General features: G+C 71.1%; 12 protein-coding genes. 8 read left to right on the plus strand and 4 right to left on the minus strand.

The features are described from left to right. Positions 1-38: 38 nt before the first annotated feature. From LCN96_RS49630 to LCN96_RS49655, 6 genes are all read left to right on the plus strand, one after another. A complete protein-coding gene (locus LCN96_RS49630; protein WP_225269357.1) occupies positions 39-3,503 on the plus strand; it encodes a nitrate reductase subunit alpha in 3,465 nt (1,154 codons plus the stop codon). Further along, positions 3,503-5,086 carry a nitrate reductase subunit beta gene (gene narH, locus LCN96_RS49635; RefSeq protein WP_225269358.1) on the plus strand — a complete coding sequence of 528 codons (1,584 nt, stop codon included), beginning with the start codon at positions 3,503-3,505 and terminating at the stop codon, positions 5,084-5,086. The genes LCN96_RS49630 and narH overlap by 1 nt, the downstream gene beginning before the upstream one ends. Beyond that, entirely contained in the window at positions 5,083-5,637 is a 555-nt protein-coding gene (gene narJ / locus LCN96_RS49640) for a nitrate reductase molybdenum cofactor assembly chaperone (RefSeq protein ID WP_225269359.1), read from the plus strand. The genes narH and narJ overlap by 4 nt, the downstream gene beginning before the upstream one ends. Beyond that, on the plus strand, positions 5,634-6,365 hold the full coding sequence (gene narI / locus LCN96_RS49645; protein ID WP_225269360.1) for a respiratory nitrate reductase subunit gamma: 732 nt from the start codon (positions 5,634-5,636) through the stop codon (positions 6,363-6,365). Before narJ ends, narI begins: the two co-directional genes overlap by 4 nt. Further along, on the plus strand, positions 6,362-6,982 hold the full coding sequence (locus tag LCN96_RS49650) for a phosphotransferase (RefSeq protein WP_225269361.1): 621 nt from the start codon (positions 6,362-6,364) through the stop codon (positions 6,980-6,982). The genes narI and LCN96_RS49650 overlap by 4 nt, the downstream gene beginning before the upstream one ends. Before the next feature lie 93 nt (positions 6,983-7,075). Further along, on the plus strand, positions 7,076-7,882 hold the full coding sequence (locus LCN96_RS49655) for an NAD(P)H-binding protein (protein ID WP_225269362.1): 807 nt from the start codon (positions 7,076-7,078) through the stop codon (positions 7,880-7,882). A 6-nt stretch (positions 7,883-7,888) separates the two neighbouring features. Here the strand turns inward: LCN96_RS49655 and LCN96_RS49660 are convergent, their stop codons facing one another. The 4 genes from LCN96_RS49660 to LCN96_RS49675 are packed head-to-tail and all read right to left on the minus strand — an operon-like array spanning position 7,889 to position 11,745. Beyond that, positions 7,889-8,569, minus strand: coding sequence for a phosphotransferase (locus LCN96_RS49660; protein ID WP_225269363.1), 681 nt, complete (start codon positions 8,567-8,569; stop codon positions 7,889-7,891). Between the two features lie 9 nt (positions 8,570-8,578). After that, positions 8,579-9,136, minus strand: a complete 558-nt coding sequence (locus LCN96_RS49665; RefSeq protein ID WP_225269364.1) for a DUF305 domain-containing protein — start codon at positions 9,134-9,136, stop codon at positions 8,579-8,581. Between the two features lie 60 nt (positions 9,137-9,196). Further along, on the minus strand, positions 9,197-10,033 hold the full coding sequence (locus tag LCN96_RS49670) for a DUF1996 domain-containing protein (RefSeq protein ID WP_225269365.1): 837 nt from the start codon (positions 10,031-10,033) through the stop codon (positions 9,197-9,199). Between the two features lie 20 nt (positions 10,034-10,053). Beyond that, positions 10,054-11,745 carry a discoidin domain-containing protein gene (locus LCN96_RS49675; protein WP_225269366.1) on the minus strand — a complete coding sequence of 564 codons (1,692 nt, stop codon included), beginning with the start codon at positions 11,743-11,745 and terminating at the stop codon, positions 10,054-10,056. Between the two features lie 289 nt (positions 11,746-12,034). Here LCN96_RS49675 and LCN96_RS49680 point away from each other — a divergent pair, with 289 nt between their 5' ends. Beyond that, on the plus strand, positions 12,035-13,024 hold the full coding sequence (locus LCN96_RS49680; RefSeq protein ID WP_225269367.1) for a LacI family DNA-binding transcriptional regulator: 990 nt from the start codon (positions 12,035-12,037) through the stop codon (positions 13,022-13,024). A gap of 121 nt (positions 13,025-13,145) precedes the next feature. Beyond that, positions 13,146-14,132 (plus strand): YncE family protein, encoded by a 987-nt coding sequence (locus LCN96_RS49685; protein WP_225269368.1) that lies wholly within the window; start codon positions 13,146-13,148, stop codon positions 14,130-14,132. Positions 14,133-14,151 lie beyond the last annotated feature (19 nt).

Below are 14,151 nucleotides of genomic sequence, written 5' to 3' on the forward strand. Positions count from 1 at the left end.
GTGTAACAGAGGGTCACTATCTGTGATGAAGTGGGGGTATGACCGCCGAGGAACTCCTGCTGAAGACCGGCCGCTTCCTACGCCGGTCGACCACCAGCGGCGACCTGCACACCCTCTTCCTGAAGGGCGGCACCGAGGGCGACGCGTTCTACCGCGACCGCTGGAGCCACGACAAGGTGGTCAGGTCCACGCACGGCGTGAACTGCACGGGCTCCTGCTCGTGGAAGGTGTACGTCAAGGACGGCATCATCACGTGGGAGACGCAGGAGACCGACTACCCGAGCGTCGGCCCCGACCGCCCCGAGTACGAGCCGCGCGGCTGCCCGCGCGGCGCCGCCTTCTCCTGGTACACCTACTCGCCGACCCGGGTCCGCTTCCCGTACGCCAGGGGCGTGCTGGTCGAGATGTACGCCGAGGCGAGGCAGCGCCTGGGCGACCCGGTCGCCGCCTGGGCAGAAATCACGACAAATCCGGAAAAGCGGGAAAAATACCAATCCGCCCGGGGTCGCGGCGGCCTCGTCCGCGTCTCCTGGGAGCTGGCCACCGAGCTGATCGCCGCCGCCCACGTGCACACCATCAAGGCGTACGGCCCCGACCGGGTCGCCGGGTTCTCCCCCATCCCGGCCATGTCCATGGTCTCCCACGCCACCGGCGCCCGCTTCGTGTCGCTGATCGGCGGCGCCATGCTCTCCTTCTACGACTGGTACGCCGACCTCCCGGTCGCCTCCCCCCAGGTGTTCGGCGACCAGACCGACGTCCCGGAGTCGGCGGACTGGTGGGACGCCGCGTACCTGGTGATGTGGGGCTCCAACGTGCCGGTCACCCGCACGCCGGACGCCCACTGGATGGCCGAGGCCCGCTACCGGGGCCAGAAGGTCGTGGTGGTCTCCCCCGACTACAGCGACGCGGCCAAGTTCGCCGACGAGTTCCTCGCGGTGCGGCCCGGCACGGACGGGGCCCTGGCCATGGCGATGGGGCACGTGCTGCTCAGGGAGTTCTTCGTCGATCGCGAGACGCCGTACTTCACCGACTACGTCAAGCGCTTCACCGACCTGCCGTTCCTGGTCACGCTGGAGGAGCGCGACGGCGCGTACGTGCCCGGCAGGTTCCTCACGGCCCGCGACCTCGGCTCGGCGGAGGAGGCGGCCGAGTGGAAGACCGTGCTCATGGCGGAGACCGGCGAGCCGGTGGTGCCGAACGGCTCGGCCGGGTTCCGCTGGACCGACTCCGGCCTGGGCCGCTGGAACCTGGACCTGGACACGTCCCCGAAGCTCAGCCTGCGCGGCGGCGAGGAGGCGGAGGTGCTGCTGCCCCGCTTCGACGGCGGCCACTCCACGCGCAGGAGCGTCCCCACCGCCCGGGTGGGCGGCAGGCTGGTCACCACGGTCTTCGATCTCCTGCTGGCCCAGTACGGCGTCGGCAGCGACTACGACGACCCCGCCGAGCCGTACACGCCGGCCTGGCAGGAGCCCATCACGGGCGTCCCCGCCGCCAGAGCGGTCAAGATCGCCAGGGAGTTCGCCAGGACGGCCGAGGCCACCCGGGGCCGCTGCATGATCATCCTGGGGGCGGGCACCACCCAGTGGTTCCACGGCGACACGATCTACCGCGCGTTCCTGTCGCTGCTCCTGCTGACCGGCTGCCAGGGCCGCAACGGCGGCGGCTGGGCGCACTACGTCGGCCAGGAGAAGTGCCGCCCGCTGGCCGGCTGGCAGCTCATGGCGGGCGCGCTCGACTGGGCCAGGCCGCCGAGGCAGGTCCCCGGCACCACGTTCTGGTACCTGCACACCGATCAGTGGCGCTACGACCACTTCGACGCCGGCGACCTGACCAGCCCGCTGGCCAGGGGCGACTTCCGCGGCAAGCACACCGCCGACCTGGTGACGGAGTCGGTGCGCAACGGCTGGATGCCGATGGCGCCCACCTTCGACCGCAACCCGCTCGACCTCGGCGACGCCGCGGATCCCATCGCCGCCACCAGGGCCGAGCTGGCAGCGGGCACGCTCAGGCTCGCCGCGCAGGACCCTGACGACCCGCGCAACTGGCCCCGCGTGCTCACCCTGTGGCGCTCGAACCTGTTCGGCTCCTCCGCCAAGGGCAACGAGTACTTCCTGCACCATCTGCTCGGCGCGCAGTCCAACCTGGAGCACCCGGACCCTCAGGCCCCGAAGGGCAAGCTGGACCTCCTGGTCACCCTGGACTTCAGGATGACCAGCTCCACCGTCTTCTCCGACGTCGTGCTGCCCGCCGCCACCTGGTACGAGAAGTACGACCTCTCCTCGACGGACATGCACCCGTTCGTGCACGCCTTCAACCCGGCCATCAACCCGCCCTGGGAGACCAGGACGGACTTCGCCGTCTTCCACGCCATCGCCCGCTCCTTCAGCGAGCTGGCCAGGGACCACCTGGGCGTGCGCAGGGACGTCGTGGCGGTGGCGCACCAGCACGACACCCCCACCGAGCTGGCGGGCAGCGCGGCCTTCGGCCTGAAGGTGGTGGAGCGCGACTACGGCGCCACGGCCGAGAAGCTCGCCGCGCTCGGCCCGCTCACGGAGCAGCTCGGCATCCCGGTCAAGGGCGTGACGTTCCTGCCCGACGAGGAGGTGACCTGGCTGGGCCAGCGCTGCGGCCTGGTGCCGCGCGGCGTGGCCAAGGGCAGGCCGGAGCTGGACACCGCGACCAAGGCGTGCGAGACGATCCTCGCCCTGTCGGGCGTCAGCAACGGCAGGCTGGCCGCGCAGGGCTTCCGCCAGCTCGCCCAGCGGACGGGCGCCAGCTTCGAGGAGCTGATCCACGAGGACCACCGCATCGTCTTCGGCGACACGCAGGCCAGGCCCGTCCACGTCGCCGCCAGCCCCGAGTGGTCGGGCAAGGAGTCGCACAGGCGCCGCTACTCCCCCTTCACGATCAACGTCGAGCAGGGCAAGCCCTGGCACACGCTGACCGGCCGCATGCACTTCTTCCTCGACCACGACTGGATGCACGAGTACGGCGAGGCGCTGCCGATCTACCGCCCCCCGCTGGACCTGGCCGCGCTGTACGGCGAGAGCGGCACCCTGCGCTACCTCACCCCGCACAGCAAGTGGTCGATCCACTCCGAGTACCAGGACAACCTGCTGATGCTCTCGCTCTCCCGGGGCGGCCCGACGATCTGGATCTCCACCGAGGACGCCGCCGGCCTAGGCATCGCCGACAACGACTGGGTCGAGGCGGTCAACCGCAACGGCGTGGTCGTGGCCAGGGCGATCGTCACCCACCGCATGCCGAAGGGCACCGTGTACATGTACCACGCCCAGGACCGCCTGATCGACGTGCCGAAGTCGGAGGCGACGGGCCGGCGCGGCGGCATCCACAACGCGCTCACCAGGGTCCTGATCAAGCCCACGCACCTGATCGGCGGCCACGCCCAGCTCTCGTACGGCTTCAACTACCTGGGCCCCACCGGCAACCAACGCGACGAGATCACCGCCATCCGGCGCAGGTCACAGGAGGTGCGGTACTGATGAGGCCGATGGCCCAGATCGCCATGGTGATGAACCTGGACAAGTGCATCGGCTGCCACACCTGCTCCGTCACCTGCAAGCAGACCTGGACGAACAGGCCGGGAGTCGAGTACGTCTGGTTCAACAACGTCGAGACCCGCCCCGGCCAGGGCTACCCCAGGCGCTACGAGGACCAGGAGCGCTGGCAGGGCGGCTGGAAGCTGACCCGAGGGGGCAGGCTCAAGCCACGCGCCGGAGGCCGGCTGCGCAAGCTGATGACCATCTTCGCCAACCCCCTCATGCCCTCCATCCAGGACTACTACGAGCCCTGGACCTACGACTACGAGAACCTCACCGACGCCCCGCTCTCCGGCGACGTCCCGGTCGCGCCGCCGAGGTCGCTGATCAGCGGCGAGCCGGTGAAGATCGGCTGGAGCGCCAACTGGGACGACAACCTCGGCGGCGACCCGAGCCCCGACCCGGTGCTGCAGAAGGTCTCGGAGGATGTCAGGCTGTCGTTCGAGCAGGCGTACATGTTCTACCTGCCGCGCATCTGCGAGCACTGCCTGAACCCGTCGTGCGTGGCCTCCTGCCCGTCGGGCGCCCTGTACAAGCGGGCCGAGGACGGCATCGTGCTGGTGGACCAGGACCGGTGCAGGGGCTGGCGGATGTGCGTGACCGGCTGCCCGTACAAGAAGGTGTACTTCAACCACAAGACCGGCAAGGCGGAGAAGTGCACGTTCTGCTACCCCCGGGTGGAGGTGGGGCTGCCGACGGTCTGCTCGGAGACGTGCGTGGGGCGCCTGCGCTACCTCGGCGTGCTGCTGTACGACGCCGACCGCGTCACGGAGGCGGCCTCCGTCGCCGACGAGCGCGACCTGTACGAGGCGCAGCTCGACCTGTTCATCGACCCGCACAGCGCGGACGCCGAGGCCGCGGGGCTGCCGGCCGACTGGCTGGAGGCGGCCCGCAGGTCGCCCGTCTACGACCTGATCAAGCGCTACCGCATCGCGCTCCCGCTGCACCCGGAGTACCGCACGCTGCCCATGGTCTGGTACGTCCCGCCGCTCTCCCCCGTCGTGGACGCCCTGTCCGGCACCGGCCACGACGGCGAGGACGCCACCAACCTGTTCGCCGCCATCGACGCCCTGCGCATCCCCATCGAGTACCTGGCCGAGCTGTTCACGGCGGGCGACCCGGAGCCGGTGACGTTCGCGCTGCGCCGCCTGGCCGAGATGCGCTCGTACATGCGGGCGGTCAACCTCGGCGAGCGGCCGCCGGAGGATCCGGAGCTGGAGGCCATGTACCGGCTGCTGGCCGTGGCCAAGTACGAGGACCGCTACGTGATCCCGACCGCGTACGGCAACGTGCCGGGCGTCGTCGAGGAGGGCGGCTGCAGCCTCGACTACGACGGCGGGCCCGGCATGCAGCAGCCGTTCGGCGAGGCGTCGGGCCGGCCGGTGCCCGTCTCGATCGAGACCTTCCACGGCCTCAAGGAGCGCCAGACCAGCAACGAGGTCACCCACGACCGGGTGAACCTGCTCAACTGGGACGGCCGGGGCACCCCAGCGGGGCTCTTCCCGCCGAAGCGGAGGCACCCATGACGCGCCCGGTGATCTGGCAGGCCGCCGCCCACCTGCTCGCCTATCCCGACGAACGCTTCTGGCGCCGCCTCCCGCTGATCAGGCAGGCCGCCGAGCCGCACTTCACCGCGTTCCTCGCGCTGGTCGCCGACCTGGGCCAGGGCGAGCTGGCCGGGCACTACGTGGACACGTTCGACCTGCAGCGGCGCTGCTGCCTGTACCTGACGTACTACACCGACGGCGACACCCGCCGCCGGGGCGAGTCGCTGGCCGCGCTGAAGCAGCGCTACCGCGCGGCCGGTTGGGAGCTGATGGACGACGAGCTGCCCGACTTCCTGCCCGTCATGCTGGAGTTCGCCGCGTGCGACCCGTCGGGCGCCGCGCTGCTGCAGGAGCACCGGGCGGGGCTGGAGCTCCTGCTCGCCGCGCTGACCGAGCGTGACTCGCCGTACCGGCACGTGATCGGCACGGTCTGCGCCGCGCTCCCGCCGCTCAGCGCCGCCGACCGGGCCACGGCGGCCCGCCTGGCGGCCGGCGGGCCGCCTGCCGAGAGCGTGGGTGGTTACCGGTGAGCTGGGGGGAGAGCGTGCTCTGGATCGTCTCCCCGTACGTCACCCTGGTGATCTTCGTGGGCGGCCTGATCTGGCGCTACAGGTACGACAAGTTCGGCTGGACCACCCGCTCCTCGCAGCTCTACGAGAGCCCGCTGCTGCGCGTGGCCAGCCCGCTGTTCCACTACGGACTGCTGGTGGTGATCGTCGGGCACGTGACCGGCCTGCTGATCCCGCTGTCGTGGACCGACGCCATCGGCCTGTCGAACGAGGCCTACCACGCCAACGCGCTCATCTGGGGCGGCCTGGCGGGCATCGCCACGCTGGTCGCGCTCGCCCTGCTGATCTACCGCCGCCGCACCACCGGCCCGGTGTTCCTGGCGACCACGGTCAACGACAAGGTGATGTACGTGGTGCTCGCGGCCTCGATCGTCGCCGGGGTGGTGACCACGGTGGCGGGGTTCGTACCCACCGAGGTGAGCTACCGGACCACGGTCGCGCCCTGGTTCCGCGGCATCTTCGTGCTGCGGCCCGACCCGGCGGCGATGGGGCAGGCGAGTGTTCTTTACAAGGTGCACACGTTGATCGGGATGGCGCTGTTCGTACTTTTCCCGTTCAGCCGCTTGGTGCACGCGGTTTCCGCCCCGTTGGGCTATTTGTTCCGTCCTTACATCGTGTATCGGAGCCGCGCGGATGGCGCGCCGAGGCGCCCGGCAGCGGTGCGGATGCGTCAGAATCGTCCCTTGTGAAGCACGGGTACACCAACAGCACGTTCGGCGACGGCGCCCTGGTCGTGAAGTGCTACGAGGGGCCCGAAGCGGCGTTCAGGCTGAGCACGGAGAGCCGCTACCTGCGGCGCCTGCGTGGCCGGCTCCCGGTCCCCCGGGTGCACCAGGTCACCTCGACCAGCCTGACCACTCGCTTCGTCGACGGCTCCCACGGCCAGGACCTCCTCGACGAGGGCCGGGCGGTGGAGGTGTTCACCGAGTGCGGGCGCATGCTGGCGCGCATCCACCGGCTCGGCATCGTGCACGGCGACTACGGGCCGCAGAACATGCTGTTCCACCCCGACACCTTCGAGACCACCGCGATCCTCGACTGGGAGTGGGCCCACCCCGGGCGGCCGGTGGAGGACCTGGCGTGGGTGGAGTGGATCGTCCGCAGCCACCACCCCGAGCACGTGGCGCTGCTGCCGCACTTCTTCGCCGCGTACGGGGAGCCCGTCCCGTCCTGGGCCGAGCGGCACGCGACCATGATCGAGCGCTGCCGCGGGCTGCTCGACTTCTGCGCGCGCTGGGAGCCGGGCGGGGGCGGGGAGAAGTTGTGGCGCGAACGCCTCGACGTCACGGCGGGCTGGACGCAGTAACCGCCGGTGCGGATCTGAGGCGTTTCGTCGCCGTGCGTGCCGGGCGAGGTGGCTTTGACCCGTTCTGTCGGTGCGCTTTGCTTGGCTGGGGGCATGACACGCGATGTGATGATCCTCGTCCTCGGTGCCACGGGCTCCACCGGCCGCCGCGTCGTGGAGCAGCTTCGCTCCGCCGGCCACAGCGTGCGGGGCGCCTCCAGGAGCGGCCAGGCCACCTTCGACTGGTCCGAGCCCGCCACGTGGGAGCCGGCCGTGGCCGGCGCGTCGGCCCTCTACCTGATGGCGCCCGACGGAGTCCCCGTCGATCCCGCGTTCGTGTCGCTGGCCGTGGCCCGCGGTGTCGAGCGCATCGTGCTGCTGTCGAGCGGCGCCATCGAGGCCATGGGTGACGAGCGTCTGCTGGCGGCCGAGCGCACGGTGCGCGACAGCGGGGCCGACTGGACGATCCTGCGGCCGAGCTGGTTCAACCAGAACTTCGACGAGGGCTTCTTCAAGCCGGCCATCATGGCGGGCGAGGTGCTGATGCCGCTCGGCGACGTGCGGCAGGCGTTCGTGGACGCCGACGACATCGCCGCCGTCGCCGTCGCGGCCCTCACCCAGGACGGGCACGCCGGCCGCGCGTACGACCTCACGGGGCCGGGCTCGCTGGCCTTCGGGGAGGCCGTGGACATCATCGGCCGGGCCATCGGCCGTGAGGTGCGCTACCTGGGCGGCGACGAGGACTACATCGCCGCCAACGGCTTCTCCGGCGAGTCGATCCACGCCGCCAAGGCCTTCGGCGCCCTGCGCGCCCTCGGCGACCAGCCGGTGGCCGACACGGTGAGCGAGGTGACGGGCCGCGCGCCGAAGCCGTTCGAGACGTTCGCCCAGGAGGCCGCCGCCAGAGGCGCCTGGCGCTGACCCGCCCTATGAGGCACGGACGGCCAGCCGTCTGATCAGCGCCACCGCCTCATCCAGCAAGCTCAGCTCATACGCGCTGAGCCCCCGATCGGCGGCCCGCCGGGCCCGGGCCTCGTCGAGCGGCCCGGACGGGTCGAGGTCCGCGCCCAGCTCGGCCACCAGCACGCCGACCAGCCCGGTGGCCGGCGCCGCCAGCTCGCTCTCCCCGTCCACGGCAACCTGCGCGAGGATCACCGCCGACAGCGCGCAGTCGAGCGCGGGCCGCCCTTCCCTGGCGTTGCTCCAGTCGATCACCACGGGCCCGTCGGCCGTCAGCATCACGTTGTCCGGATGCAGGTCCAGGTGCAGGATCCGGTCGCGGGGGTCGCGGGACCCCCGGGCCGGGATCCGGTGCAGCCGCCGCAGCAGCGCGGCGAGCGTCCGGCCCGCCTCCTCGGCCCCGATCCGCCCGTCGAGCAGCGCGTGCAGCATCGTCGGCCCCGACACCCGCCGCATCACCAGGTCGGTGGCGCTGCTGTCGCCGGGGAAGACCTCGGGCACCGGGAACCCGTGCGCCGCCACGTGGGCCATGACCTCCAGCTCGCGCCGGGCGTCCAGGTCCACCCGGTAACGGCGCAGCACCCGCCCGTCGCCGAGCGCGTACACGTCGGCGCTGCGTCCGGCGCCGACCAGCTCCCCGATCTCCATGCTCCCAAGCTACGCGGCGACGGCCCGATCCAGCTCGGCGAGATCGCCGGTGTGCTCGCGGGCCAGGTCCTCCGCCAGCCGCCGCGCCCCGGCCGCGCCGCCCGCGTCCCGTTCACCGTTCGCGACCAGCACGAGCTGCTCCAGATGCGCGCGCAGCAACGCGGCGAAGCGCCGGTCGAAGGCGCTCTTGCGCAGCCCCGCCAGGTCCTTCAGGTCCTGGGCCGTGGGCATGCCGGGCATGTCGTGCAGGGTGTGCGGGTTCTCACCGGTGATCCCCGCCTCGGCCAGCAGGGCACGCAGCCGGCCGCGGCCCGCCTCGTGCGCCTTGCCGAGCCGTACGGCCAGATCGGCCAGCGCCCGGCTGGACGCCCGCTCGGGTGCCAGCTCCAGCAACGGCAGGGCCCGCGTGTGCAGGGCGTCGGTGAGCTGCAGCCACGCCACATCGGTCACGGTGTACTCCGGGGCCGGGGCGGGTTCCCGTACGACAGGAGAACAGCCCGCCACCACGACGACCAGCACCATCCCCACGAACCGCCGCCACACCGCCACGTCCGCTGTCCTTCCCATCACCGCGACCGGAGCGGCCGGGCGGGGCGCACGCGCACCCGCCCGGACCGGAGGAAACACCTACGAAGGCCGCCCGTCGGCGCCGCACTTGATGATCGGCCGGATGCAGTCACGCACCCGCCGCTCCATCTCGGCCGCCGGCCAGGCGTTGAAGAAGTCGCCGTGCATCGTGAACCCGCCGCCCGACGACAGCCGGATGCGCGACGGGTCGCCGCTCACCGGGTAACGGATCACCTGCCGCAGCTTGGGCACCGGCACGGGATGCGTGCTCGGGCAGGCCCCCGCCACCGGGTAGGCCATGTGGCTCTTGTGGTCGGCGGAGTCCAGGTCCCGCCCGTTCCAGCACTGCGGGAAGTCCAGGTACGACTCCAGCATGGTGCCGGACGGGCAGTTCACGAAGTCCTTGGAGGCTCCGACGTGCCCGGCGTGCAGGCACGACCAGCGGGAGATCGTGGTGTTGTCGGGCCCGGTCGCCCTGGCGTTGCCGGCGACGATCCGCAACCCCAGCGGGAGCGGCTGGATGCGGGCGATGATGTCGTCGCGCACCCCCTCCCCGAGGTAGTAGAACGTGACGATGGCCGGCTCGACGGGCGCGCCGTCGCGGTAGAGGGTCGGCACCCAGTACGACGACTTGTCCACGGCCGGGTTGCAGTTGGTGGCGCCGTTGAGCAGGTCGTTGAGCTGGGTGTGGGCGTTGGTGACCCGGCTGCCGAAGAAGCTGTGCATGTGCGAGGCGCCGGGCAGCCCGGGGAAGACGATCGGGTCGTCGGGCAGCCGGTGGCTGAACGGGCAGTCGGCGAGGAACTCCGCCACCCGTACGGGCGCGGCCGAGGCGGGCGCCGGAGCGGCCACCACGAACGTGCCGAGCAGCAGGGACAACAGGGCTAAGAGGCGCATGGCGGCTCCCTTGACGGGGGTCATTGGTAGACCCGCACGTAGTCGACGAGCATCCGTGACGGGAACGGCGTGGCGGCGTTCGGCGGCCCCGGCCAGTCGCCGCCCACCGCGAGGTTCAGGATGATGTAGTAGGGGTGGTCGAAGATCCACGGGCCGCGGGTCTGCTCCACCTGGTCCTTGCTGATCGCGAACACCGTCCGCCCGTCGAGCGTGTAGACGATGCCCTTGCTGTCCCAGTTCGCGGCCCAGACGTGGAAGTCGTCGGAGTAGTCGGCGCCGTTCGGCAGCGTGTACGGCGACCCGACGCCGCCGCCCCCGTTGTACGCGGGCGCGTGCACGGTCGAGTAGGACGTCTTCACGTCCTTGCCGAGGACCTCCATGATGTCGATCTCGCCGTTGTACGGCCACGGCCGCCCCGTCAGGAAGTCGGCGCCCATCATCCAGAACGCCGGCCACAGCCCGTCGCCCTTGGGCACCTTGATCCGGGCCTCGACGCGGCCGTAGGTGAAGTGGAACTTCGTGCCGGTGTTCATCCGGGCCGAGGTGTACTGGCAGGTGGTGCTGCCGGTGAGCGGGTCGGGCGGGCAGGCGGAGCCCGGGGTGGCCTGCTTGCGGGCCTCCATGACGAGGTGGCCCTGGCCGTCCATGGCGGCGTTGGCGTGGTCGGTGTAGTACTCAAGCTCGTTGTTCGGGCCGGTGCCGGGGTCGGCGCGCCACTTGGCGGGGTCGGGCCTGGCTCCCGCGGCGCCGTTGAACTCGTCGCTCCACACCAGGGCCGGCGGGTTGGCCGGGTCCCTGGGCGGGGCCGGCGGGTCGGTGGGGTTGCCGCCGGTGCCGTACACCTGGAACTCCCACAGGCTGTAGCCGTAGGCGCCGGACCGCTGGGTGCCGTACATGCGGACGTACCGGCCGGTGCCGCTGACGCTCAGCGTCTGCTTGAAGCCGGTGCCGGTGGTGGTGCTGTAGACGGTGGTCCAGGTGTTCGCGTCAGGGGAGGTCTGGAGCTGGAACGACCTGGCGTAGGCCGGGTCCCACTGCAGCACGACCCTGCTGATCCGGGCGGTCGCGCCGAGGTCCACGTAGATCCAGCCCGGGTCCGCCCAGGCCGCGGTGGCCCACCTGCTGGCGGGGTCGAGGTCGAACGCCCTGGCCGGGGTGCATTCCCAGCAGTTCCCGTCGTGCTGGGAGCTGGAGGCCACGCCGGGCTTGCCGTACGACAGCAGCCGCTCGCCGCTGGAGCCGCCTGCCCCGTAGACCTTGAACTCCCAGAGGCTGTAGCCCCAAGCCGTGGCGCGCTGGGTGCCGAGGACGCGCACGTACCGGCCGCTGCCGGACACGGCCAGGCTCTGGTTGCCGCCCGTGCCGGCGGCGGTGGAGTAGAGGTTGCTCCAGGAGCTGCCGTCGGTGGACGCCTGCACCTGGAAGGCGGTGGCGTGGGCGGTCTCCCAGCTCAGCTCGACCTGGCTGATGGTGGCGGTCGCGCCGAGGTCCACCTGGATCCACTGCGGGTCGGAGAACGCGCTGGACCAGCGGGTGCCGGGGTCGCCGTCCACGGCGGCGGAGGCGGGGAAGGCGGCGGCGCTCTCGGTGGAGGAGGCGGTGGCGGGCTTGCCCTGCGACAGCAGAGGGTCGGCGGCGTGGGCGGGCAGGGCTGACAGCAGGGGGGTCAGCAGGGCGGCGAGAGCCGCGAGACGGCGTAAGAGTGCGGTCACAACGTCTCCGTCAAACTGGGGGGAAGGTTCGAGGGAGCGCTCCCTGAGTAGGAGACTGCTCGCGACCGTAATCTCTGTCAAGGCCGGGGTTAACCTCTCCGACACTGAAGAGAGCGCTCTCTGAAACACTTCCGGCCAGCCCCGTCCACCCCGCTACCTGCTGTTTCCCGCCGCGCCCCGGGACCGGTACCCGGACGCCGAGAAACATTGCCCTTCCCTGCCGCCTTGACTCTCCCGCACCCCGGACCCCACCCTCATGGGGAAGCGCTCTCTCGTACGGAGGAGGGAAGTGAACAGACCCACCCTGGAAGCCGTGGCCGCCCGGGCCGGCGTCTCCAAGTCCAGCGTCTCCCGAGTGATCAACGGCGCCACCACCGTCGCCCCGTCCATCCGCGAGGTCGTGCTGCGCGCCGTCAGGGAGCTGGGCTACGTCCCGCACGCCGCCGCCCGCAACCTCGCCACCCGCCGCACGAACGCCGTCGCCCTCGTCGTCTCCGACCCGCCCAAGGGCCTGGTCTCCGACGACCCGATGTTCTCCGCCGTGGTCCGCCAGGCCAGCAGGAAGCTGGAGGCGGCGGGCAAGCAGGTGGTGCTCATGCTGGCCGGCTCTCAGGACAGCCGCGCCCGGGTCGCCCAGTACGTGGCGGCCGGCCATGTGGACGGCGTCCTGCTCGTCTCCATGCACGGCGCCGACTCGCTGCCCGCCACGCTGGCCCGCAAGGGCATCCCGATCGTCTCGCTGGGCCGCACGAACCCCGCCGTCCCCTACGTGGACAACGACAACCCCGGCGGCGCCGACCTCGCCGTACGCCATCTCCTGCGGCAGGGCAGGCGCAGGGTGGCCACCATCACGGGCCCGCTGGACATGACCGCCTCCCAGGAGCGCCTCACCGGTTACACCGACGTCATGCGCGAAACCTGCCATCGCTCCATCGTCGCCATCGGCGACTTCACCCGCGTCTCGGGCGCCGACGCCATGCGCCAGCTCCTCCAGGACGACCCCGGCCTGGACGCCGTCTTCGCCGCCAACGACCTCATGGCCATCGGCGCCCTGCGCACCCTGCGGGAGGCGGGGCGCAGGGTGCCGGACGACGTGGCGGTGGTCGGCTTCGACGACATCGAGGCCGCCCTCTACACCGCCCCCGCGTTGACCACGGTCCACAGCCCGATGACCGACTGGGCCGGCGCGACGGTGGAGCTGCTGCTGGGGTTGTTCGAGGGCGGGCCCGAGGAGCCGGTGCTGCTCCCGGCCGAGCTGGTGGTACGGGAGTCGGCTTGATCATAATGGCGGGGATTCGTTTTTCGCTCGGAGCGGAGTACACGTGCGCTTATCCCCCTCAGAACGGCTGAGCATTGTCCGGCCCTTTCGCCGCCTAGCTGCCTCGCTGAGCGCCTTGACCATGACGATCGGCCTGCTCCTCGCCGGAGCACCCGCGGCCTCGGCAGCGGATTCGATCACTTACCTCGGCCTGACCCCCTCCACGTCCTCGTCGGAAGTCGAGATCGTCACGGGCAGCGGCAGGCTGTTCGCGTCCGCCCGCGATCGAATCGTGGTGACGGACACCGACGGCACACTGATCGGCTACATCACCGACCTGTCATACGTGGTGGGCCTCACGGTGACACCCGACGGAACCCGGCTGTACGCGGCACTGCGTGATTCGAACGAGGTCGTTGAGATCGACACCTCGACTCTCGCGATCACCCGGCGGTTCGACTTCGCGGCGTACACGTGCCCGTACCGCTTGTCGCTGTCCGGCAACATGCTGTGGACGGGGCACGGGTGTGGACCGGGGAATGGCGGGGTTGCAAGCCTCGACCTGTCGGCCCCGGCCCCGCAGCCCGTCACCGCCTTGACGGGGCTGGCCTACGCGCCCATGCTCGCCGCCGCGCAGAACACACTCGTGCTCGGCTACTCCCGCGTCTCCCCGTCCACGCTGATGTCCTACGACGTGAGCACAGGTTCTCCGCAGCTTCTCGGCGAGATCGACGGCCTGCCCTACCTCTCCGACTTGTCCATCACACCGGACGGCTCGACGGCACTGGCGGCGTTCCCGACCCGGCTGGAAGGCTGGGACACCTCAAGCCTCACAATGGTCCGCCAATACGGCGAGAACGCCGCGGCCCAGGGCAGTGCCGTGGCCGTGGCCGTCACCCCGGACGGCACCAAGGTCGTCGGCGGCTGGACCGTCCGGGGCGTCGAGGTGTACGACCTGGTGACGGGCGTGATGACCTACGCGAAGACGAGTCCCACCGGTTGGTCGAGCCCCATGGTCGACACCGGCGCCATCACCACCGTCGGCGACGAGGTCTTCAGCGTGCTGCGGACCAGGGGTTCCACTGTCCTGCGCCTGTGGAAACTGGAAGACGCCACTCTGACACCATGACGTGCCCCGGATGGACGTA

The organism is Nonomuraea gerenzanensis (genome assembly GCF_020215645.1).
In the GTDB taxonomy this organism is placed as follows: domain Bacteria; phylum Actinomycetota; class Actinomycetes; order Streptosporangiales; family Streptosporangiaceae; genus Nonomuraea; species Nonomuraea gerenzanensis.